The organism is Pseudomonas sp. TMP9 (assembly GCF_037943105.1).
Classification (GTDB): Bacteria; Pseudomonadota; Gammaproteobacteria; order Pseudomonadales; family Pseudomonadaceae; genus Aquipseudomonas.
This window is the reverse complement of sequence record NZ_CP149803.1, coordinates 2,553,048-2,575,638: the sequence shown is the minus strand read 5'-3', so window position 1 is coordinate 2,575,638 and position 22,591 is coordinate 2,553,048. Positions and strand designations below refer to the sequence as shown.

At 57.7% G+C, this 22,591-nt stretch carries 23 protein-coding genes; 15 read left to right on the top strand and 8 right to left on the bottom strand.

All coding sequences use genetic code 11. The annotated features are described in order from the left end of the window. The first annotated feature begins 1 nt into the window (after window position 1). The 6 genes from tilS (at window position 2) to ispD (ending at window position 6,456) form a co-directional block, all read left to right on the top strand. Window positions 2–1,315, top strand: a complete 1,314-nt coding sequence (gene tilS, locus WF513_RS12320) for a tRNA lysidine(34) synthetase TilS (RefSeq protein WP_339079674.1) — start codon at window positions 2–4, stop codon at window positions 1,313–1,315. Between the two features lie 168 nt (window positions 1,316–1,483). After that, on the top strand, window positions 1,484–3,115 hold the full coding sequence (locus WF513_RS12315) for a CTP synthase (protein ID WP_339079673.1): 1,632 nt from the start codon (window positions 1,484–1,486) through the stop codon (window positions 3,113–3,115). Between the two features lie 2 nt (window positions 3,116–3,117). After that, a complete protein-coding gene (kdsA, locus tag WF513_RS12310; protein WP_339079672.1) occupies window positions 3,118–3,963 on the top strand; it encodes a 3-deoxy-8-phosphooctulonate synthase in 846 nt (281 codons plus the stop codon). A 109-nt stretch (window positions 3,964–4,072) separates the two neighbouring features. Then, window positions 4,073–5,362 carry a phosphopyruvate hydratase gene (eno, locus tag WF513_RS12305; RefSeq protein WP_339079671.1) on the top strand — a complete coding sequence of 430 codons (1,290 nt, stop codon included), beginning with the start codon at window positions 4,073–4,075 and terminating at the stop codon, window positions 5,360–5,362. 105 nt (window positions 5,363–5,467) lie between these two features. After that, a complete protein-coding gene (gene ftsB / locus WF513_RS12300; protein ID WP_339079670.1) occupies window positions 5,468–5,749 on the top strand; it encodes a cell division protein FtsB in 282 nt (93 codons plus the stop codon). Beyond that, window positions 5,746–6,456, top strand: coding sequence for a 2-C-methyl-D-erythritol 4-phosphate cytidylyltransferase (gene ispD, locus WF513_RS12295; RefSeq protein WP_339079669.1), 711 nt, complete (start codon window positions 5,746–5,748; stop codon window positions 6,454–6,456). The genes ftsB and ispD overlap by 4 nt, the downstream gene beginning before the upstream one ends. A gap of 17 nt (window positions 6,457–6,473) precedes the next feature. Here the strand turns inward: ispD and WF513_RS12290 are convergent, their stop codons facing one another. Continuing rightward, complete coding sequence (locus WF513_RS12290; RefSeq protein ID WP_339083556.1) at window positions 6,474–7,361, bottom strand: LysR family transcriptional regulator; 888 nt, start codon at window positions 7,359–7,361, stop codon at window positions 6,474–6,476. Window positions 7,362–7,486: 125 nt separating this feature from the next. Between WF513_RS12290 and WF513_RS12285 the strand changes: the two genes are divergently transcribed. The 9 genes from WF513_RS12285 (at window position 7,487) to rpoS (ending at window position 15,499) form a co-directional block, all read left to right on the top strand. Then, window positions 7,487–8,599 carry an S-(hydroxymethyl)glutathione dehydrogenase/class III alcohol dehydrogenase gene (locus tag WF513_RS12285; protein WP_339079668.1) on the top strand — a complete coding sequence of 371 codons (1,113 nt, stop codon included), beginning with the start codon at window positions 7,487–7,489 and terminating at the stop codon, window positions 8,597–8,599. Between the two features lie 8 nt (window positions 8,600–8,607). After that, on the top strand, window positions 8,608–9,456 hold the full coding sequence (gene fghA, locus WF513_RS12280; RefSeq protein ID WP_339079667.1) for an S-formylglutathione hydrolase: 849 nt from the start codon (window positions 8,608–8,610) through the stop codon (window positions 9,454–9,456). A gap of 110 nt (window positions 9,457–9,566) precedes the next feature. Beyond that, window positions 9,567–10,040, top strand: coding sequence for a 2-C-methyl-D-erythritol 2,4-cyclodiphosphate synthase (gene ispF, locus WF513_RS12275; protein WP_339083554.1), 474 nt, complete (start codon window positions 9,567–9,569; stop codon window positions 10,038–10,040). Further along, a complete protein-coding gene (gene truD / locus WF513_RS12270; protein ID WP_339079666.1) occupies window positions 10,037–11,095 on the top strand; it encodes a tRNA pseudouridine(13) synthase TruD in 1,059 nt (352 codons plus the stop codon). The genes ispF and truD overlap by 4 nt, the downstream gene beginning before the upstream one ends. Beyond that, on the top strand, window positions 11,083–11,832 hold the full coding sequence (gene surE / locus WF513_RS12265; protein WP_339079665.1) for a 5'/3'-nucleotidase SurE: 750 nt from the start codon (window positions 11,083–11,085) through the stop codon (window positions 11,830–11,832). The genes truD and surE overlap by 13 nt, the downstream gene beginning before the upstream one ends. Before the next feature lie 41 nt (window positions 11,833–11,873). Beyond that, window positions 11,874–12,509, top strand: coding sequence for a protein-L-isoaspartate(D-aspartate) O-methyltransferase (locus tag WF513_RS12260; protein ID WP_339083552.1), 636 nt, complete (start codon window positions 11,874–11,876; stop codon window positions 12,507–12,509). Window positions 12,510–12,536: 27 nt separating this feature from the next. Next, a complete protein-coding gene (locus WF513_RS12255) occupies window positions 12,537–13,475 on the top strand; it encodes a DUF368 domain-containing protein (protein ID WP_339079664.1) in 939 nt (312 codons plus the stop codon). An 83-nt stretch (window positions 13,476–13,558) separates the two neighbouring features. Continuing rightward, window positions 13,559–14,386: a peptidoglycan DD-metalloendopeptidase family protein gene (locus tag WF513_RS12250; protein ID WP_339083550.1), complete on the top strand. Its 828-nt coding sequence runs from the start codon at window positions 13,559–13,561 to the stop codon at window positions 14,384–14,386. A 102-nt stretch (window positions 14,387–14,488) separates the two neighbouring features. After that, window positions 14,489–15,499, top strand: coding sequence for an RNA polymerase sigma factor RpoS (gene rpoS, locus WF513_RS12245; RefSeq protein WP_339079662.1), 1,011 nt, complete (start codon window positions 14,489–14,491; stop codon window positions 15,497–15,499). Between the two features lie 721 nt (window positions 15,500–16,220). Here the strand turns inward: rpoS and fdxA are convergent. The 7 genes from fdxA to WF513_RS12210 all read right to left on the bottom strand — a co-directional run bounded on the left by fdxA (window position 16,221) and on the right by WF513_RS12210 (window position 22,562). Then, on the bottom strand, window positions 16,221–16,544 hold the full coding sequence (gene fdxA / locus WF513_RS12240; protein ID WP_090238784.1) for a ferredoxin FdxA: 324 nt from the start codon (window positions 16,542–16,544) through the stop codon (window positions 16,221–16,223). Window positions 16,545–16,682: 138 nt separating this feature from the next. Beyond that, window positions 16,683–19,250 carry a DNA mismatch repair protein MutS gene (gene mutS / locus WF513_RS12235; RefSeq protein WP_339083548.1) on the bottom strand — a complete coding sequence of 856 codons (2,568 nt, stop codon included), beginning with the start codon at window positions 19,248–19,250 and terminating at the stop codon, window positions 16,683–16,685. 62 nt (window positions 19,251–19,312) lie between these two features. After that, on the bottom strand, window positions 19,313–20,554 hold the full coding sequence (locus WF513_RS12230; protein WP_339079660.1) for a site-specific integrase: 1,242 nt from the start codon (window positions 20,552–20,554) through the stop codon (window positions 19,313–19,315). Then, entirely contained in the window at window positions 20,521–20,718 is a 198-nt protein-coding gene (locus WF513_RS12225) for an excisionase (protein ID WP_339079659.1), read from the bottom strand. The genes WF513_RS12230 and WF513_RS12225 overlap by 34 nt, the downstream gene beginning before the upstream one ends. Before the next feature lie 265 nt (window positions 20,719–20,983). Then, a complete protein-coding gene (locus WF513_RS12220; protein WP_339079658.1) occupies window positions 20,984–21,556 on the bottom strand; it encodes a phosphohydrolase in 573 nt (190 codons plus the stop codon). Beyond that, a complete protein-coding gene (locus tag WF513_RS12215) occupies window positions 21,553–21,777 on the bottom strand; it encodes a hypothetical protein (protein ID WP_339079657.1) in 225 nt (74 codons plus the stop codon). The genes WF513_RS12220 and WF513_RS12215 overlap by 4 nt, the downstream gene beginning before the upstream one ends. Further along, window positions 21,774–22,562 carry a hypothetical protein gene (locus tag WF513_RS12210; RefSeq protein WP_339079656.1) on the bottom strand — a complete coding sequence of 263 codons (789 nt, stop codon included), beginning with the start codon at window positions 22,560–22,562 and terminating at the stop codon, window positions 21,774–21,776. Before WF513_RS12210 ends, WF513_RS12215 begins: the two co-directional genes overlap by 4 nt. Between the last annotated feature and the right edge of the window lie 29 nt (window positions 22,563–22,591).

The following is a 22,591-nucleotide window of genomic DNA, read 5'->3' as shown; positions in this document are numbered from 1 at the left end:
TATGACCCTGAGCGCCAGGCTGCTGGAGTCTCTAGCGCCTTGGCGTGATGCGCCGCGCTGGCATCTCGCTCTGTCTGGTGGGTTGGATTCAACGGTGCTGTTGCACCTGCTGGTCAGCCTCGCGCAGCGTGAGGCGCTGCCGCCTATTTGCGCTATCCATATTCATCACGGTTTACAAGCTGCCGCTGATGCGTGGCCAGCGCATTGCCGTGAGGTGTGTGCGGCGTTGTCAGTGCCGCTGCAAATCGAATATGTGCACGTGGCGGCTGGTGCCAGCCTTGAACGGGCGGCCCGCGATGCTCGCTACGCGGCTTTAGCGACGCGTCTTGCTGCTGGTGAGGTGTTGCTGACTGCGCAGCATCGCGATGACCAGGCGGAAACCCTGCTCTTTCGCCTTTTGCGCGGGGCCGGAGTGCAGGGCTTGGCGGCGATGCCGACCAGTCGCGTGTTGGGCCTTGGGCTGTTGGTGCGACCCCTGCTGAGCTGTTCGCGGGCTGAGTTGCAGGCCTATGCGCAGGTGCATGCTTTGCGCTGGGTTGAAGACCCCTCCAATGGTGATGAGCAGTTCTCGCGCAATTATTTGCGCCGCCGCGTATTGCCGATCATTCAGAAGCGTTGGCCTCACGCAAGTGCCTCCATGGCGCGCAGCGCAGCGCATCTACACGAGGCTGGGCAGTTGCTTGATGAGCTGGCGCAACAGGATGTTAGTGCGGGTGCTGAAACGCATGGGCTTGCTTGGCTGGAGCTGCCCTGTTTGGCACTGCCAGCGCTGCAGGTGTTGAGCGATGCTCGTCAGCGTAATGCCCTGCGCTACTGGTTGCGCCCACTGACGGCTATGCCTGACAGCGAGCATTGGGCTGGATGGCGCTCGTTACGCGACGCAGGCGTCGACGCGGTTCCTGTTTGGAAGCTGGCGGCGGGCGAGATGCGCCGCAGTGAGCAGCATATCTGGTGGCTGTCAGGTGATTGGCTGCACATGCCGGCATTATCTAATGCTGCCGTGCAGGGCGATCAAGTCGTGGTGCTGCCGGGTAATGGCAGCGTACGAATTGACGGCATGCTGCCTGCGGGTAATTGGCAGTTGGGCTATCGGCGTGCTGGCGAGCAGATGCTGCTGCCGGGACGCGGGCATCGCGATTTGAAGCGACTGTTGAATGAATTAGGCGTGCCAGTTTTTCTCCGAGATCGCTTGCCGTTATTGCGTTTGGATAATCACGTGGTGGCGATCGCTAACCTGCCAGGGTTGCATGGCGCGCACGACGGCAGTTGGCAATTACAGTGGCAGCCGCCGTCGAGCGATCAAGGTTTGAGCTGATAGGCCCTTTCCAGTAGACTACGCTACCGTCTTACCAGTGCTTTTGTTGACTCCCTTTTGGAATCGGCAGCGCTAGCTTTTTGCAGTGTCTTGCAACAAGTGGCTTGGGTACTCCTTCGCTTTCTCCGGCGGCACTGGCCGCTTAAACGCTGACTTCTAGGGTTCTTCATGACGCGCTACATATTCGTCACGGGTGGTGTTGTTTCTTCATTGGGGAAAGGCATCGCCTCGGCTTCATTGGCGGCTATCTTGGAGGCGCGGGGCCTGAAGGTCACGATGCTCAAGCTGGACCCTTATATCAACGTCGATCCGGGCACCATGAGCCCGTTCCAGCACGGTGAGGTGTTCGTCACCCACGACGGCGCTGAGACCGACCTTGACCTGGGCCACTATGAGCGGTTTATCCGCACCACGATGACCAAGAGCAACAACTTCACCACCGGTCGCGTCTACGAAGACGTGCTGCGCCGTGAGCGCCGTGGTGATTACCTGGGCGCGACCATTCAGGTCATCCCGCACATCACCGATGAGATTAAGCGCCGCATCATCAAGGGTGCTGGTGACGCTGAAGTGGCCATGGTCGAAATCGGCGGCACGGTGGGCGATATCGAGTCGCAGCCGTTCCTTGAGGCGATTCGCCAGCTGCGTGTTGAAGTCGGCGCCAAACGCGCCATGCTGATGCACCTGACCTTGGTGCCGTATATCGCCACCGCCGGTGAAACCAAAACCAAGCCGACCCAGCATTCAGTTAAAGAGCTGCGCTCCATCGGCTTGCAGCCAGACGTGCTGATTTGCCGCTCCGACCACCCGATCGATATTTCCTCGCGGCGCAAAATTGCGCTGTTCACCAACGTCGAAGAGCGTGCGGTGATTGCCCTGGAAGACGTCGATACCATCTACAAAATCCCAGGTGTGCTGCATGCTCAGGGGCTGGATGATTTCGTTATTGAGCGTTTTGGTTTGGAGTGCAACAGCGCCGACCTGTCCGAATGGGACCGCGTGGTGGACGCCAAGCTGAACCCTGAGCACGAAGTCACCATCGCCATGGTCGGTAAGTACATGGAGTTGCTCGACGCCTATAAGTCGCTTATCGAAGCGATGAGCCATGCAGGCATTCAGAACCGTACCAAGGTCAACCTGCGCTACATCGATTCTGAAGACATTGAGAACAAGGGCACTGACCTGCTTGAAGGTGTGGATGCGATTTTGGTGCCGGGTGGCTTTGGCCTGCGCGGCGTCGAAGGCAAGATCAAAACCGTGCAGTTCGCCCGTGAGAACAAGATTCCTTACTTGGGTATCTGCCTTGGCATGCAGGTGGCGGTTATCGAGTTCGCCCGCAATGTACTGGGTTGGACGGATGCCAACTCGTCCGAATTCGACACCACCAGCCAGCACGCTGTAGTCGGTTTGATCACTGAGTGGCAGGACGCAACGGGCGTCACTGAGCAGCGCACCGACACCTCCGACCTCGGCGGAACCATGCGCTTGGGCGCTCAGGATTGCCAGTTGCTGGCCGGTTCGCAAGTGCGTGCCTGTTACGGCAAAGACGTCATCGTCGAGCGCCATCGTCATCGCTATGAAGTGAACAACAACCTGCTGCCGCAACTGGTAGAGGCCGGCCTTAAAGTTACTGGTCGCTCTGGCGACGGTGCCTTGGTTGAAGTGATTGAGGCGCCGGACCATCCATGGTTTGTTGCTTGCCAGTTTCACCCGGAATTCACCTCGACGCCGCGCGATGGTCATCCGCTGTTTACCGGTTTTGTAGTGGCCGCGCTGGCGCAAAAAGCTAGGAAGGCTTAGGCATGACGCAGAAAATAATCAAGGTTGGCGCTATTGAAATCGCTAACGACAAACCCTTTGTGCTGTTTGGTGGGATTAACGTTATTGAGTCCCGCGACCTGGCCATGCGTGCGTGTGAAGCGTACGTGCGGGTTACCGAGAAGCTCGGCATTCCTTATGTATTTAAAGCCAGCTTTGACAAGGCTAATCGCTCATCAGTGACCTCATTCCGTGGCCCGGGGCTGGAAGAGGGCATGAAGGTCTTCGAGGAAGTTAAGAAGACCTTCGGTGTGCCGGTCATCACCGATGTACATGAGCCCTATCAGGCCCAGCCAGTGGCTGATGTGTGCGACATCATTCAGCTGCCGGCATTTCTGTCGCGCCAGACTGACCTGGTCGTGGCCATGGCCAAGACTGGCGCGGTGATCAATATCAAAAAAGCCCAATTCCTGGCACCGCATGAGATGCAACACATCCTTGCCAAGTGCAAAGAGGCGGGCAATGACCAACTGATTCTCTGCGAACGCGGCAGCGCCTTTGGTTATAACAATCTGGTCGTGGACATGCTCGGCTTTGGCATCATGAAGCAGATGAACTACCCGGTATTCTTCGACGTCACCCACGCCCTGCAAATGCCCGGCGGTCGCGCTGATTCTGCGGGTGGTCGTCGCGCTCAAGTCACCGACTTGGCTAAGGCAGGCATGAGCCAGGGCTTGGCTGGCTTGTTCTTGGAAGCGCACCCCGATCCGGATAATGCTAAATGTGACGGTCCTTGCGCGTTGCGTCTAGACAAGTTGGAGCCGTTCCTCACCCAGCTCAAGCAGCTGGATGATTTGATCAAGAGTTTTGCGCCGGTTGAAACCGCTTAAATTAGCGGCTGTTCAGCCAGTACAATTTTTATATCAGCTTGCTCTTGGTCGGTAACACGTTGCAGCTGAGCTCGACCCTTTTCGTCAATTTTCTGGAGTGCTACACGCAATGGCAAAGATCGTCGACATCAAAGGCCGCGAGGTTCTCGATTCCCGTGGCAACCCCACTGTAGAAGCCGATGTAATTCTCGAAGGCGGCATTGTGGGCAGTGCCTGTGCGCCGTCTGGTGCTTCCACCGGTTCGCGTGAAGCCTTGGAATTGCGTGATGGCGATAACAGCCGTTATCTAGGTAAGGGCGTGCTCAAGGCTGTGGCCAACATTAATGGCCCGATCCGTGACGTGTTGCTGGGCAAAGATGCAGTCGACCAGAAAGCCCTCGATTTAGCGATGATTGCCCTCGACGGCACAGAAAACAAAGCCACGCTGGGTGCCAACGCTATTCTGGCGGTGTCGTTGGCCGCTGCCAAAGCGGCTGCGCAGGCCAAAGGCGTGCCGCTGTACGCGCACATTGCTGATCTGAACGGCACCCCGGGTGTTTATTCGATGCCAGTGCCGATGATGAACATCATCAACGGCGGCGAACATGCCGATAACAACGTCGACATTCAGGAGTTCATGGTCCAGCCGGTTGGCGCCAAGACCTTCTCTGAAGCGCTGCGCATGGGCACCGAGATATTCCACCACCTTAAAGCTGTGCTCAAAGCCCGTGGCCTGAGCACCTCGGTCGGTGACGAGGGCGGCTTTGCGCCGAACTTGGCGTCTAACGAAGATGCCTTGGCTGCTATTGTTGAGGCGGTGGCTAACGCCGGCTACACCTTGGGCGACGATGTCACCCTGGCTTTGGATTGTGCGGCCAGCGAGTTCTACAAAGACGGTAAATACGACCTGGCCGGTGAAGGCAAAGTGTTTGACGGCGCAGGGTTTGCCGATTACCTGGCGGGTCTGGCTGAGCGTTATCCAATCATTTCCATTGAAGACGGCATGGACGAGTCGGATTGGGCAGGCTGGAAAATCTTGACGGATAAGATTGGCAAGAAGGTGCAACTGGTCGGCGATGATCTGTTCGTCACCAACACCAAGATACTTAAGCGCGGCATCGATGAGTCGATCGGCAATTCAATCCTGATCAAGTTCAACCAAATCGGCACCCTGAGCGAAACCCTGGAAGCCATCCAGATGGCCAAAGCGGCTGGCTACACTGCGGTTATCTCGCATCGCTCTGGTGAAACCGAAGACAGCACCATTGCTGACTTGGCCGTGGGCACTGCAGCGGGTCAGATCAAGACCGGTTCGCTGTGCCGCTCCGACCGCGTATCCAAGTACAACCAACTGCTGCGTATCGAAGAGCAATTGGCGGGTAAAGCACCCTACAACGGTCGCGCTGAGTTCCGCGGCTAAGCAAGGCTGCAGGCGATGATGCGGCGTTTTCAGTGATCACCCGTGGCATGATAAAAGGGGGGCGGCGTGAGTCGCCCCTCTTTTCGTTCGGAAGCTCTTTTCGCTATGCGTAATAATTTCTACTGGGTGTTTATCGTGCTAATTGCCGTGCTGGCAGGCTTGCAGTATCGCCTGTGGGTGGGTGATGGCAGCTTGGCGCAGGTCACCCAGTTGCAGCAGCAGATTGCCGATCAGCAAGGCGAGAACCAGCAGTTGCAGGAGCGCAATCGGATTCTTGAAGCCGAGGTTCTTGAGCTGAAAAGTGGCATGGAAACGGTTGAAGAGCGTGCACGCCAAGAGCTGGGCATGCTCAAAGAGGGCGAAACCCTCTATCAGTTGGCTGAATGAATACCTCTGCGTTACCACCTTTCTGGGCGTTGCTCCCAGCCGCCGGTATCGGCAGCCGAATGCGCGCTGATCGGCCTAAGCAGTATTTAGCGCTGGCCGGCAAAACGATTATCGAGCACACATTGGCCTGCTTTCTTGAGCACCCGCAGCTGCGTGCGGTGGTGGTCAGCTTGGCTGTTGACGATCCTTATTGGCCGACTCTTGCGTGCGCTCGTGACCCGCGTATTCAGCGCGCTGAGGGCGGGGCGGAACGCGCTGATTCGGTGCTGAGCGGTCTGTTGCGCCTGGGCGAGTTGGGCGCGCAAAAGCAGGATTGGGTGCTGGTGCATGATGCGGCGCGACCCAACCTGGCGCGCAGCGATCTGGATATGTTGCTCACCGAGCTGGCCAATGATCCGGTGGGCGGCCTGCTTGCCGCGCCTGCTCGCGATACGCTCAAGCGTGCGAGCGCCGATGGTCGTGTGCAAAGTACGGTGGATCGCTCAGGCATCTGGCAGGCGTTTACTCCGCAAATGTTCCGCCTAGGTGAATTGCAGCGGGCGCTGGCCGATGCCTTGCTTGCTGGGGTGGCGATTACCGACGAAGCCTCAGCGATAGAGTGGGCCGGGCAAGCACCGCGCCTGATCGAGGGGCGCTCGGATAACCTCAAAGTCACCCGCCCCGAAGATCTATGCCAGCTGGCCAGCCTTTGGCAGCTGAAGAGCTAGCGGTATTCGCTGAAGAGCTAGCGGTATTCACTGCGCTGCGCCAAGCCCTGTTTAAGAAAGTCCACCAACTGCCGGACCTTGGGCGACAGGTGCCGTTGTTGAGGGTAAATCGCCCATACGGCGGTGTCGGGTGGTTGTTGGTTGTCCAGTAGGGATACCAACGCGCCACTGCGCAGATGCGCCAGTACGTAGTAATCCGGCAGTTGGCACAGGCCAATCCCGCGTAATGCCGCCTCCAGCACCGCCTGGCCGCTGTTGCAGCGCCAGTTGCCCTGCACGCGCACAGTGGTATCACGTCCATTGGCTTGGAAGTTCCACAAATCAGAGCTGCCGATCAGGCAGTTGTGTTGGCTCAGTTCAGACAACGAATGTGGCCGACCGTAACGCTGCAGATAATCGGGTGCGGCGCACAGGTACATCTGCCTAGGCGCTAGGCGAGCGGCGACCAAGCGTGAGTCTTGCAAGCGGCCCAAGCGGATCGCCAGGTCTAGGCCATCGTGCAGCAGGTCGAGGGTGCGGTTCGTCAGTTCGATATCCACCCGTAGCTGCGGGTGCTGCACCATAAAATCGGTCACCAACGGCACGATAAAACGTTCCCCGTAGGCCACTGCGCAGGTCATGCGCAGCAGCCCTTTGGGCTCACTACTCAGGTCGCCGACGGCACGCAGCGCTTCTTCGCGGGCATCCTGCAGGCGCTGGCAGTGCTGCAAAAAGGTCTGTCCGGCTTCAGTCAGCGCCACGCGGCGGGTGCTGCGGTAAAACAGGCGGGTTTGCAGGCGTTCTTCCAGGCGTGCGATTTGCCGGCTGACCTGCGATGACGACAGGCCCAAACGTTCAGCGGCGGCGGTGAACTGGCCGCATTCGGCGACGGCAACAAACTCATCAAGGCCCTCCCAGCGATTCATCATGGCGACTCTTGGTGGTGATTGATTATCCCTGTATAGCAATAATATTTTGTTTTTTGGCGGATTATTTATTCTGAGTCATTGATCTACACTCATGCCATCGTCGAATCCGCTGGAGAGCGCCCATGATCAAGTCCCGTGCTGCCGTAGCTTTTGCCCCGAATCAACCGTTGCAAATCGTCGAAATCGACGTCGCCGCGCCCAAAGCAGGCGAGGTGCTGGTGCGGATTGTCGCCACGGGCGTCTGCCACACCGATGCTTACACCTTGTCGGGTGAAGATTCCGAAGGGGTGTTCCCAGCCGTGCTGGGTCACGAAGGTGGTGGCATTGTTGAGGCCATTGGTGAAGGTGTGACCTCGGTGCAGGTCGGTGATCACGTGATTCCGCTGTACACCGCCGAATGCCGCACCTGCAAATTCTGCACGTCCGGCAAGACCAACCTGTGCAGTTCGGTGCGCGCCACCCAGGGCAAGGGTGTAATGCCGGATGGCACCAGTCGCTTTTCCTATAAAGGTGAGCCGATCTATCACTACATGGGCTGCTCGACCTTCTCCGAATACACCGTGCTGCCGGAAGTTTCCCTTGCAGTAATTCCGAAAGATGCGCCGCTGGAAAAAGTTTGCCTGCTCGGTTGCGGCGTGACCACCGGTATTGGCGCGGTACTGAATACGGCCAAGGTTGAAGAAGGCGCGACCGTGGCGATCTTCGGTCTCGGCGGCATCGGCCTAGCGGCGATCATCGGCGCGAAAATGGCCAAGGCCTCGCGCATCATCGCCGTCGATATCAACCCGGCTAAGTTCGAAGTGGCTCGTGAGTTGGGTGCGACCGATTTCGTTAACCCAAAAGATTTCGCCAAGCCGATTCAGGAAGTGATCGTCGAGATGACCGATGGCGGCGTGGATTATTCCTTTGAGTGCGTTGGCAATGTGCAGTTGATGCGTGCGGCGCTGGAATGCGCCCATAAAGGCTGGGGCGAGTCAGTGATTATCGGTGTGGCCGGTGCGGGTCAGGAAATCTCTACCCGACCGTTCCAGTTGGTCACGGGGCGCGTCTGGCGCGGTTCTGCCTTTGGTGGCGTGAAAGGCCGTACCGAACTGCCAAGCTATGTGGAAAAGGCGCAGAAGGGCGAAATCCCGCTGGATACTTTCATCACCCACACCATGCCGCTGGAAGACATCAACAAAGCATTCGACCTGATGCATGAAGGCAAGAGTATCCGCACCGTTATTCACTTCTGAGGTCCGCCATGAGTTTGGAAAATATTTCCTGCCAAAAAAGTGCCGGTGGTTGGCATAAGCGCTATCGCCATCGTTCAGCCGTGCTGGGCTGTGACATGGTGTTTGCTGTGTACCTGCCGCCGCAGGCCGAGCGGGGCGGTAAATTGCCGGTGTTGTACTGGCTGAGCGGCTTGACCTGCACTGATGAGAATTTTATGCAGAAGGCCGGTGCGCACAAGCTGGCGGCCGAGTTGGGGATAATTATTGTAGCCCCTGACACCAGCCCGCGTGGCGCTGAGGTGCCGGATGATCCCGATAAGGGGTGGGATTTTGGCTTGGGTGCTGGCTTCTACGTCAATGCCACCCAAGAACCTTGGGCGCGTCACTACCGCATGCATGACTATGTGGTGCAGGAGTTGCCGGCGCTGATCGAGGCGAACTTTCCGGTATCGGATAGACGTGGCATCAGTGGCCACTCCATGGGCGGGCATGGTGCGTTGGTCTGCGCGCTGCGCAACCCTGGGCGCTATCAATCGCTGTCGGCATTTGCGCCGATCAGCAACCCGAGCAACTGCCCTTGGGGTGAGAAGGCGTTTTCCCGCTACCTAGGTGAGGAGCGTTCGCGCTGGCGCGAGTGGGATGCCTGCGCCTTGCTGGCCGAGGCGACCGAAAAGCTGCCGATTCTGGTTGATCAGGGGGATCGCGATGATTTCCTAGAAAACCAGCTCAAGCCGGATGCCCTCAAAGCCGCTGCGCAAGCCGCAGGGCACCCGTTAACCCTGCGTTTGCAGCCGGGCTACGACCATAGCTACTACTTTATCGCCAGCTTTGTGGATGACCATCTGCGTCACCATGCGGCGGCATTGTGTTCGGCTTAGCCCAGACGAAAATTGATGCATTCCGTTCCCGGATTTCATCCGGGATTCGCGGCAATACGGTTAGAATCACGCCCTGACTTTTGTAGGGCCTGATTTTTATGAGCAGCTTGATGCGTATTGGCCACGGCTACGACGTGCATCGCTTTACCGAGGGTACCTTCATTACCTTGGGCGGCGTACAAATCCCCCACACATTGGGCCTGTTGGCTCATTCCGACGGGGACGTGCTGCTGCATGCCCTGAGCGATGCGTTGCTGGGTGCGGCGGCGCTGGGCGATATCGGTAAGCATTTCCCGGATAGCGATTCCACCTTCAAGGGGGCTGACAGCCGTGTGCTACTGCGCCACGTAGTTGGGCTGATCCACGCAAAAGGCTGGCAGGTCAACAATGTTGACGCCACCATCGTCGCCCAAGCCCCCAAGATGGCGCCGCATATCGACAGCATGCGGGGACGCATCGCCGAAGATCTGCAGGTCAGCCTGGATCAGGTCAACGTCAAGGCCACTACCACGGAAAAACTCGGCTTTACCGGCCGTGAAGAAGGCATCGCCGTGCATGCCGTTGCGCTGTTGGTGGCTCGATGAACGAACATGAATTGTTAGGCCCCTGCGCCTATGGCGAACCTTGCGGCACCGCGGTACTAAAAGCCGTGGCGGAAGATTTCCAAGTCGATGAAGTGTTGGATATTCCGCTGGCTGGCGAAGGTGAACACCTGTGGTTATGGGTGGAAAAGCGCGAGCTAAATACCGAAGAGGCAGCCAAACGTATTGCCCGCGCCGCCGGTGTGCCGCTACGGTTGATCAGCTACGCCGGCCTCAAAGATCGGCAGGCCTTGACCCGCCAGTGGTTCAGCCTGCACCTGCCGGGCAAGGCTGATCCTGATCTGAGCGCCGCCGAAGACGCCAGCCTGAGCATCCTCAAACAGGTTCGGCATACCCGCAAACTGCAGCGCGGCGCCCACGCGGCCAACGGTTTTACGTTACGCCTGACCCAGTTGGTCGTGGATCGTGAGGCGCTGGATAAGCGCCTAAGGCACATCGCAGGCCAAGGCATTCCCAACTATTACGGCTTACAGCGCTTCGGTTTCGAGGGTGGCAATGTCGCACATGCCCGGCATTTTGCGGCTGATAAAACGCTGCCGGAAAAACGCAATGTGCGCTCGCGGGTGCTCTCAGCGGCGCGCAGTTATCTGTTCAATCAGGTGTTAGCCGAGCGAGTTAAAGCTGGAACGTGGGATCAGGCATTGCTGGGGGATTTGCTGGCGTTTACCGACAGCCGCAGTTTCTTTCCCGCCGGTGAGACGGAATGCACGGACCCACGCTTGGCGATTCTTGATCTACACCCCACCGGGCCTCTGTGGGGCGCTGGCGCGTCTGCGGCCGAAGGAGTTGCGCAAACGCTGGAGCAGGATCTGGCTGTTCGTGAGAAGGTCTTGGTCGACTGGTTGGCAGAAGCCGGCATGACCCACGAACGGCGCATCCTTCGCCTCCCCATTGGCGGCCTGTCGTGGCATTATCCCGAGCCTGACATTTTGCAACTGGAATTCGTCCTGCCGGCTGGATGCTTTGCCACCGTATTGGTGCGTGAGCTCGTCGATCTGTTGCCTGCAGGGCAGACGGACAACTCATGCGTATTCTAATTTCTAATGATGACGGCGTTAGCGCGCCAGGGTTGGCGGCGTTGCATGCCGCGCTCGCCGATTATGCTGAGTGCAGGGTGATCGCCCCCGATCAGGACAAAAGCGGCGCGAGCAGCTCGCTGACCCTCGACCGCCCCTTGCACCCAACCACATTGCCCAATGGCTATATCAGCCTCAACGGCACGCCGACCGACTGTGTGCACCTCGGTCTGAATGGGTTGTTGCCGCACGTGGCGGATTTGGTGGTGGCGGGGATTAATTTGGGCGCTAACCTTGGCGACGATGTGCTGTATTCCGGCACCGTCGCCGCGGCCCTAGAAGGACGTTTTCTGGCGCGTCCGGCGTTCGCGTTTTCCTTGCTTTCGCGCCTGCCGGATAACCTGCCCACCGCAGCCTATTTCGCCCGCAAGTTGGTTGAGGCGCATGAGCAGCTCAATCTGCCGCCGCGCACCGTACTCAATGTGAATATCCCCAATCTGCCGTTGGAACACATTCGCGGCATTCAGCTGACCCGCTTGGGCCATCGTGCTCGGGCTGCGGCGCCGGTGAAGGTGGTTAACCCGCGCGGTAAAGAGGGTTACTGGATTTCGGTGGCCGGTGATGCTGAAGATGGCGGGCCGGGCACGGATTTCCATGCGGTGATGCAAGGCTACGTGTCGGTGACGCCGTTGCAACTTGACCGCACCTTTATGGACGGATTTAACAGCCTACAACCTTGGCTGGAGGGGCTGTTGTGATCCGCCGTGAGCAGGACGAGTTGCAGCATCGCGGTATCGGCATGACCTCGCAGCGCACCCGCGAGCGGCTGATTCAGCGGCTTTACGAGGAGGGATTGTCCAACGCCCATGTGCTGGAGACCATTCGTCGTACGCCACGTCATTTGTTCGTCGATGAGGCTCTGGCTCACCGCGCTTACGAAGACACCGCGTTGCCGATCGGTAGTAATCAAACCATCTCGCAGCCTTATATGGTGGCGCGCATGAGCGAATTACTGCTGGCGGCCGGCCCGCTGGATAAGGTGCTGGAAATTGGCACCGGCTCTGGCTACCAGACGGCCATTCTGGCTCAGCTGGTCGAGCGTGTATTCAGCGTTGAGCGCATTCAGAATTTGCAAGAAAAAGCCAAGGAGCGTCTGGTCGAACTGAATTTGCGCAATGTGGTGTTCCGTTGGGGTGATGGCTGGGAAGGCTGGAATGCGCTCGGCCCTTACAACGGCATTATCGTCACGGCGGCAGCCGCCAATGTGCCTCAGGCCTTGCTCGATCAGCTTGCTCCCGGCGGACGCTTGGTTATTCCGGTTGGCGCAGGGGATGTGCAGGAGTTGTTGCTGATTATTCGTGAAGAAGACGGATTCTCACGGCACGTCCTCGATGCCGTGCGCTTTGTACCCTTGCTCAATGGGCCGCTGGCCTGATTGCCTGATCGTTCACGGATGGACCCCATGAAGAAGTATTTTCTGCTCTACGCCAAAGGCATTGCCATGGGCGCTGCTGACGTGGTGCCCGGCGTATCGGGCGGTACCGTGGCTTTTATTACCGGGATTTATGACGAACTGTTGCGCTCGATTGCCAGCGTGCCTTTAGCCCTTGGTCTGTTACTGCGCGGGCGCATCGTCGAGGCTTGGAAGACGGCTAATGCGACTTTTTTGCTGGTGTTGCTGCTGGGCATTTTGACCAGCGTACTAAGCCTCGCTCGCGTCATAACGTACTTGTTGGTTGAGCAGCCGATTCCGGTTTGGTCGTTCTTCTTTGGCCTGATTTTGGTCTCCACGCACTTAGTTGTCCGCGAAATCGGACAGTGGAACTGGACCCGGTTTTTCAGTTTGGGACTGGGCGCGGTATTCGCTTACTGGATTACCGTGGCGTCACCCCTGCAGTTGGGGCAAGACCCACTGAGCCTATTCTTTGCCGGCGCTATCGCTATTTGCGCGATGATTCTGCCGGGTATTTCTGGCAGTTTTATTCTGGTGTTGTTGGGTTTGTACAGCGTTGTGCTGACCGCGGTAAAAAACCTAGATCTTGCGGTTTTGTTGATTTTTGCCAGTGGTTGCTTAGTTGGCATCGTCAGCTTTGCCGGTATTCTGCGTTGGTTGCTAGCACGTTGGCGCGACCTCACGCTGGCATTTCTGACCGGGTTAATGATTGGTTCGCTGAATAAGATTTGGCCCTGGAAAGAAACCCTGACCTGGCGTACCGATAGCCATGGCGAGCCCGTGCCTCTGCTGCAAGCCAACCTCTGGCCCTCGCATTTTGCCGCTATCAATGGCCAAGACCCGCAGTTGCTCTTGGCAGTTACGTTAGCCATTACCGGCGTCATGCTAGTACTTGGCCTGGAATGGTTAGCCGGGCGCAACCCGCAAAGCGCTGGCGATAACTCATAATTGCGGCACAATGCATGCCAGCACGATGAAGCCAGTTTTACCTGAGGGAGATGCGGGTGAGTTTCACAGCCTTTCAATTGCCAATGCACGCCAGCAACGCTCTTAACCTGTTGGGCGGTCTGGTCTTGGGTGCGTTATTAAGTGCTTGTGCGAGCCCGCCAGCGGGTGGCGTCAAGGTGGTTGATCGCACTCATGGCGCAGCGGGCCAAGGGTCGCTACGTCAGCCGGTCACCAATGGCCAATATCAAGTACAACGCGGCGATACCTTATATTCCATTGCCTTTCGCTTCGGCTGGGATTGGAAGGCGCTGGCCGCGCGTAATCGTATTGCGCCGCCTTACCTGATTCGTGTGGGGCAAATTATTCGTTTTGACGGTCAGCCTGCCAGTCGTCCGCCTAGCGTGGCCACTGCACCGGTGATTGTGACGCCGCCCAGCCGGCCGAGCGTGCCAATTCAATCCAGGCCTATCCAAACTCAGCCATCAGCCTCGGTCAAAACTGCGCCAAGTATCACTGCGTTACCGCCCACGCAGCGTTCTGCATCGGGCTGGTTGTGGCCCTCTAATGGCGCGGTTATCGGGCGTTTTTCCTCAAACGGCAGTTTGAATAAAGGCATTGATATAGCCGGTGATTTGGGACAGCCTGTTTTAGCTGCGTCTGATGGTTCAGTTGTCTACGCCGGGAGTGGTTTACGGGGCTACGGCGAGTTAGTAATCATCAAACACAGCGATACCTACGTAAGCGCCTACGGTCATAACCGCAGGCTATTGGTGCAGGAGGGGCAAAAGGTCAAAGCCGGGCAGAAAATTGCCGAAATGGGGTCCACAGGGACCGACCGGGTTAAGCTTCACTTTGAAGTGCGCCGCCAAGGTAAACCTGTAGATCCACTGCAATACCTGCCTAAACGTTGACCTTACGCTGGCCTGTCCCCACACGTGGGAGAACGGGCTCCGGTGCAGCCAGGGAGTTGGTGCGCTTGGAGTTGCTGTCGAACTCAGCAAGGAATAATAAAAATGGCTCTCAATAAAAAAGAAGCGCCGGAGTTTGATGTCGATGATGAAGTGCTCCTAATGGAGCCCGCAATTGTCCTCGACGATGATTCAGACCAAGAAGCGCAATCGCCTACCTCCCGCACTAAATCCAAAGCTTCTGCGTCTAGCAGCAAGCAACACAAATATATCGACTACACCCGCGCGCTCGACGCCACTCAGCTGTACCTCAACGAAATTGGATTTTCTCCATTACTGACGCCTGAAGAGGAAGTATTTTTCGCACGCTTGGCGCAGAAGGGTGATCCCGCTGGCCGCAAGCGCATGATCGAAAGCAACTTGCGCCTGGTGGTAAAGATCGCCCGTCGTTACGTCAACCGCGGCTTGTCGCTGCTGGACCTGATTGAAGAAGGCAACCTCGGTCTGATACGCGCGGTAGAGAAGTTCGATCCTGAGCGTGGCTTTCGATTCTCCACCTACGCCACGTGGTGGATTCGTCAAACCATCGAACGGGCGATCATGAATCAAACCCGGACCATCCGTTTACCCATCCATGTGGTCAAGGAGCTTAACGTCTACCTGCGTGCGGCCCGTGAATTGACGCAGAAACTTGATCACGAGCCTTCTGCGGAAGAAATTGCCAATCTACTCGAAAAGCCGGTGAGCGATGTTAAGCGCATGCTCGGTTTGAATGAGCGCGTTTCTTCTGTCGATGTGTCGCTAGGCCAGGACTCTGATAAAACCCTGCTGGATACCCTGACTGACCATCGTCCAACTGACCCTTGCGAGTTACTGCAGGATGAAGACCTGTCACAAAGCATCGACCAATGGTTGTCGGACTTAACCGATAAACAGCGCGAGGTGGTGATTCGCCGCTTCGGCTTACGTGGCCATGAAAGCTGCACGTTGGAAGAGGTGGGTCAGGAAATTGGCCTGACCCGCGAGCGTGTTCGACAGATTCAAGTCGAGGCCCTTAAGCGCTTGCGCGAGATATTGGAAAAGAATGGCCTGTCGAGCGACTCACTGTTTATGTGAGCTCGGCTGCGCGACCCCAACCCGGCATCTGCCGGGTTTTTTCTGGGACGCCCAGTATGGGTGCAATCTTGTGGGTGCAAGTCCCGCCTTAGGCTGATCACAGACACATGAAGTGAAGCGCAACTGCATAAGAGCGGCCGCGTGTGAAGAATACGCGTGGAGCGAAGCGGCGAGCCGATGAACAATAATCGGGAACAAGGCGCTACCGATTAGGATAGGTGGGCAAAAACGCGAAACCCTTGTGATCAACGGGCGCCAGCGCGGATCCGCGCCTGTGCCGATCACCACCGCTCTTCTACTGAAATAGCTGAATAATTTGGGAAGGCTCGAACTTTTTGCGAGTACCCGTGTAAGCCATCGCTTACACGTTGTGTAAGTGATTGGTGATTATTGAACGAGAGAAACGCTATAAATTTATTTAAGTTATTGATTTATATAATAAATATTAAAAACTAGTGAGTGTGTCGAGCGGGTTAAGTCGTACTTAAGCTGCTTGTTGGCTGGGCAAAGATAGCTAGTATTACACCTGTGCTGACGGACAAGCACAGGTTGCAAGGAAGACAGCTTGGACATCGCATGACGCGATTCATCAGGACGATGAGCTGGGAAATACAGGGACTAGGGACAAAAGAGTGGGCGGTTTATACCGCCCCTTTTTTTGCCTGTAAGAAAGCAAAAACCCGCGCAAGGCGGGTTTTAGTTGCAGTGCAATAAGATGCGACTAACGCTCCAAGTACTGCAGCTTGTCCTTCACGCCGTCCCACTCTTCAGCGTCCGGCAAGGACTCTTTCTTCTCGGTGATATTTGGCCATATTTCGGCTAAATCAGCGTTCAGTTCGGTGTATTCCTGCTGATCTTCCGGCACTTCATCTTCAGAGAAAATAGCTTGTGCAGGGCACTCAGGCTCGCAAAGTGCGCAGTCAATGCACTCATCCGGGTGGATCACCAAGAAGTTCGGGCCTTCGTAGAAGCAGTCCACCGGGCAGACTTCTACGCAGTCGGTGTATTTGCATTTGACGCAGTTGTCGGTAACGACGAAGGTCATGTCTAAGTCTCTCCTCGGGCGCCAGCCTGCACCGTTCTATGCGGGCTTTAGCAGGCTGGTGGTATTGGCCACGGCTCAGGCGTTAAGTCGGGCAATGGTAAAAATGCGCGCGATTCTAACAGTTCGTGCGCAATAGCGTTAGAAGCGTGTCTTCCATGTATATAACAGCTCCAGCGCTTTGCGCGGAGTCAGATCATCGGGATTGATCTTGCGCAATTCTTCCTGCAGCGGGTGCGGCAGGCTGGCGAACATATCGCTTTGCATAGGCGCGGCCTTCTGCCCTGGCTCTATGGCGGGTAATTCATGGGGCAGGCTGTTGGTTTCCAAGCGTGCCAAGTGCTCACGGGCGCGCAGGATAACGTCATTCGGCACGCCCGCTAGTTGCGCCACGGCCAGGCCATAGCTCTGGCTCGCGGGGCCGGGTAATACGTGGTGGAGGAAGACGATGCGCTCATTGTGCTCGGTGGCATTGAGGTGCACGTTGGCCGCGATGGGCTGGCTTTCCGGCAGCACGGTCAGTTCAAAATAGTGAGTGGCAAACAGGGTGTAGGCGCGCAGCTTGGCCAGCTGTTCGGCCGCGGCCCAGGCCAGCGACAGGCCGTCGAAGGTGCTGGTGCCTCGGCCCACCTCATCCATCAAGACTAAGCTGCGTTCGCTGGCGTTATGCAGAATGTTAGCGGTCTCGCTCATTTCCACCATAAAGGTTGAGCGGCCACCGGCCAGGTCATCGCTGGAGCCGATGCGGGTGAAAATACGATCAACCAGTGACAGCTCGCAGCTTTTCGCCGGAACGAAACTGCCGATGTGCGCCAGCAGCACGATCAGCGCGGTCTGACGCATGTAGGTGGATTTACCGCCCATGTTTGGCCCGGTGATGATCAGCATGCGCGTGTCATCGTCCAGATTCAGGTCATTGGCCACAAATGGTGTGGTCAATACTTGCTCGACCACCGGATGGCGGCCCTGATCGATGCGCATGCATGGCTCATCGACAAAGCGTGGGCAATTCAGGTCTAGATTGAGCGCGCGCTCTGCCAGATTACTCAGCACGTCCAGCTCGGCCAGCGCAGCGGCGCTGTCTTGCAGTGGGCCAAGGTGGCTGATCAACCGTTCCAGTAGGGCGTCATAGAGCATCTTCTCGCGTGCCAGGGCGCGGCTTTTGGCTGACAGTGCTTTGTCTTCGAACTCCTTGAGTTCGGGGGTGATAAAACGCTCTGCACCCTTAAGTGTCTGACGGCGGATATAGTCAGCCGGTGCGGATTCGGCCTGTTTGCTCGGCAGCTCAATAAAGTAGCCGTGTACGCGGTTGTAGCCGACCTTGAGGTTGGCCAAGCCGGTGCGAGCTTTTTCGCGAGTTTCCAAGTCCATCAGGTACTGGCCGGCGTTTTCGCTAAGCGATTGCAGTTCGTCCAGCTCGGCGTCATAACCGGTTTTCAGCACGCCACCATCGCGGATCACCGCCGGCGGATTATCATTAATCGCGCGGGCCAGTAGCTCAGCCAGTTCTGGATAGGTGCTGACTTCATTCGCCAGTTCGGCCAAATGCGGCGCTTGCAAGTTGGTCATTGCCATTTGCAACTCAGGCAGCGCGGCGAGAGCATCACGTAGGCGTGCTAAGTCACGTGGGCGCGCGTTACGCAGGCCGATGCGCGCAAGAATTCGCTCCAGATCACCGATTTCCTTGAGCTGTGGCTGCAAGGTTTCAAAGCGGTAGCGTTCCAGCAAACAGGTAATTGATTCTTGCCGCGCTTGCAGCACGCTGCGATCACGCAGGGGACGATTTAGCCAGCGGCTGAGCAGGCGGCTGCCCATGGCGGTTTGGCAGCGATCAACCACCGATTGCAGGGTGTTGTCGCGCCCACCTGCCAGGTTGATGTCCAGCTCAAGATTGCGCCGGCTGGCGCCGTCGAGAATCACCGTATCGTCCAAGCGTTCATGGCGCAGACTGCGCAAATGCGGCAGGGAGGTGCGCTGGGTTTCCTTGGCATAAGCCAGCAGGCAGCCGGCTGCGCCGATGGCCAGCGTTAGGTTTTCACAGCCAAAGCCCTTGAGGTCCTGGGTGGCGAATTGTTGGCACAGGCTTTTATGGGCGGTGTCACGTTCAAAGTCCCATGGCGCGCGACGCTTTGCACCGCGGCGTTTCTCTGCAGGTAAGCCCATCGGCCAGTCATCGGGGATCAGCAGCTCAACCGGATTAAGGCGTTCAAGCTCGGCCAGTAGATTCTCCCAGCCTTTAATCTCCAGCACGCTAAAACGGCCGCTGGTGATATCCAGTACGGACAGGCCGAACAATCGTTCATCCCCCAGAACCGCCGCCAGCAAGTTGTCACGGCGCTCATCGAGTAGCGCCTCATCGCTGATGGTGCCGGGGGTGATAATGCGCACCACTTGGCGCTCCACCGGACCTTTACTGGTGGCCGGGTCGCCGACTTGCTCGCAGATCACCACCGATTCACCGAGTTTGACCAGCTTAGCCAAATAGCCTTCCAGTGAGTGGTAAGGGATGCCACACATGGGTATCGCCTGGCCGGCGGATTGGCCGCGGGCGGTCAGGGTGATGTCCAGTAATTTGGCGGCCTTTTTTGCGTCCTCGTAGAAGATCTCGTAGAAGTCGCCCATGCGGTAAAACATCAGCTGATCGGGGTGCTGATTTTTCAGCCGCCAATATTGCTGCATCATGGGGGTATGACTAGATAAATCTTTAATTTCCATATTAATCAGGGGCTTAGAGATATTTGATAAATTTTGTGGGGCAGATTTGGGGCATTTCACTTACTGCTTTGCATGCCTGACCAGATGTGTAGCAGCTCGTTCGGGGACTCGTCGTCCATCCATTTGGCGTACACCTGGACCAGCATGGTGAAGTCTTTGTGACCCATCTGCTTGGCGATGAACGCAAGATTACCACGGGCTGTCAGGCACCAGCAGGCGTAGGTGTGCCGGGTTTGGTATGGCCGGCGCGGGCGAATGCCGGAGCGGCGCTGGATGTTGCTCCACTTGGTGTTCCATGCGGTTGGCACGAACCACTTATTGATCTGCTTGCGGCGCGCCTGCACGAGCGGGGAGAGCAGTGGGGTGACTGTCTCCTTTAGCGTTTCGTGCCGGGTCAGCTGGATGGTGAGCGGTTGAGGCGGCAGGCCGTGCTCGATGGCCAGCAGTTGTTTGCAGGCTTCAAGGGCTGGCGGCAGCAATAGCACTGTGCGCTTCTTGCCAGTCTTAGGCAGCTTGAAGGTGCCCGTGCTGGTGATGGCCCTGTTTACGTTGAGCAAGCCTTTCTGCAGGTCGATATCTTCCCGCGCGAGTGCGCACAGTTCGCCGGGTCGCAGGCCGGTGTACACAGCCAGCGTGATGGCTGCTCTGTCCATGGGGTGCAAGCAGCCCTTGGTTAGCATCAGTTCCAGCTCGGCTTTGGTGAGTGGGTCTGGGTCGCGGTCGGTCATCTCAAAGCGAATGCAGGCCGCAGCAACCCCGGCTCGGCAGTAGCCGTTGTTCTCGCACCACGCGAGGAAGCCGGCCAGGGTGGCCAGGTAGTGGTTGACGGTTGAGGTGGCGCGGCCGGCGATTAGCTCAACGCGCAGCTGCTGCACATCCTCGGGCAGCAGAATGCTGGCCAAGCGATCGCGGCCGAGCAAGTCCACGCAGATGTCCAGTGCGGCGTTGTAGCGACTCTCTGTTTGCTCGGTGATGTCCACCGCCTTCAACGGTTTGTACCTGGCCAGCAGCAGGTGCAACCGCTCATCACGGTTGCTGCTGTAGTTGCTGGCGTTTTTTGAGTCTGGAAAGTGCTGGGCATAATCGAACTTGCCCATTTTTACGTCATGAAGAACCGCCGCCCTGAGTTGGGCGGCGTGTTTGATGTTGGCCTTAGTGACAGGCAGGCCGAGGGTTTCGCGGTAACGTTGCCTGCGCCACATGAATGTGATGCGCAGGCTGTTGCCGTGGATCTCCACGCCCGTGTGCTTTGCCAGTTCGGCCTCTAGGCCGCTGCTTGTGGCGTGCTCTCGACCCACTTGTCGACCTCCTCGATATTGATGAATACGCGCCCGTCGCGGGCTTTGCGCCAGATGCGACCTTGTGCCCACATGCCACTTTTGGTTTTGTGCTCGATAGCGTTGACGGTGTAGCCGAGCATCTCGGCGGCCTTAGGGATCAGTACCCAGCGTGGTGTGCTCATGCGCGCCTCCGGCTGATGCTTAAGCGGTGCGTATACCCCACGACAGGCTGCGCGTGCGGGCGGGCTTGGGAGCGGAGCGATGTGCTCGGTTTGCGCGCCGGGCGCACGCCTGTCGTAGGGTATGCGAGGGCATTTGTGGCTTGCAGGTCAAGATCATGAATGCCTGCTGCTGCGCAGCAGAGACTTTTTTTAACGCCCCCGCGCTGGCATTGGTGCCCGCCGTGCTGGGGCACGGCCTTGGCGGTTGGGGTGGCGGTGGCTTGGGTCATGCTGCTGCCCTCGCGCGGTGGGTGGTGGCCAGCAACTCTAGGAGCCGGTCGTGGAAGGTTTGGCGGGCTTGCCATGGTGTCCAGGTTGCGAGCACAGTGTTGTGCGGAGTGATGCCTCGCAGGCAATCCCATGCTGCTGGGTGTTCGGGCAGTAGATCGCGGCGTTCGGTGGCAAGGGCGATCATGTCGGCTTGATGAACGCATGCCGGCAGTTCTAACTCTAGATCGAAGCGCTCACAGACAGCGCGCCAAACGTGTTCCTCGATCGCGTCAAACTCTCCGTTGGCTTCCCATAGCAGCAGCTTGAGTGGGCGCACCATGTCACCCACATAGGCTTCGGCGGCGTCATGCAGGAGCGCCTGTAGTTGAATCTCCGGGCTGTGGCCTTGGCTCTGAACGATATCGGCCACCAACAGGCTGTGCTGCGCAACTGAGTAGTGGCGGCTGCAGTGGCCGTTGAAGCGGCAGATGAGGCTGAGTGCGTGGGCGATGTCGAGCGTGGTGATGAGGTCCGCGCGAGCATTGAGCAGGTCGAATTCGCGGGCGGAATGCAGAATGATTCGGCTCATAAGGCGATCTCCTCTTTCAGTAGCGCGGCTTTGGCTTGGTTGCGGGCGATATTTCTCAGCGCTACTAGGGCTTCGTGTCCATGTAGGCTGCTCAGCGCTTGCTCTAGGGCAACCCGCTCGGCCTGCAACTGAATGTGCTTGGCCTGAAGGCGGTCGAAGTCGTGCAACAGCTTGCCGGCTTGCTCCGGTGTTAGGCGTAGCAGGGGGTAGTTGCGCCTCATGCCTGCACTCCTGGCTCAAAAACATTTGGGAGATCATCTGGCTTGATCAGTCGCGTCTTGATCAGGGAGGGGATGTCTATTCGGGCCGTAACCTCATAGCGCGGGTCATCTAGGTAATTGCTCTGCGTGTTCTGATATGCCTTCTGCAATAGGCTCCGTAGATGTTCGGGGCTTTCTATTGGTACTCCATCGTCAAATTCGAGTCCCTCGATGTTGGTGACATTGCGCAAGGTGGCGTGGTTGTTCAGCCATTCGATCAGGGTATTGTCGCTGGGTGTGGCAGCATGCGATGTGGCCTGCTGATCAACGCGGGTATTGGTGATGCGCTCGGCCATGTCTAGTGCCTGGGTTTGAAAGAGCCGCGATGCTTTTGCGTGGTCGTGAGCGTTGAGGCCTGCAAAAGTATCTGCAGCTAGGCCTAGTTTTGCGGCCATAGCTATCAGCACGGCGTAATCTTCATCTGACAATGGACAGGCAGCCGCTAGGCGGTTGAGTAAGCCGCGCTCTACTTCGCCGTGGTCGCGTTGCTCCTCGATGAGACTTTTGCGGAGCTTGCTCAGTGCGCCTTCTCGGGTCTCAAGGGTGCGTTTCACGTTAACAAGATCGGTGGTGAGCTTAGCCAGCGAGTCGCCCAGGGTGCTGTTGTGTTTGGTTAGCTTGCAGGTGAGTTGGTCGGCTGCCTCGCGGCCTGTTCGCAGGCCAATGCAATAGAAGATCAGCCCGGCCAGGGCGCTGACTGAGAGCATGGCGAACATTGCGTACAGCTGTTGGGTGGTGAGGTCCATGGTTTGCTCCTGGTGTGGTGAATCGCTGG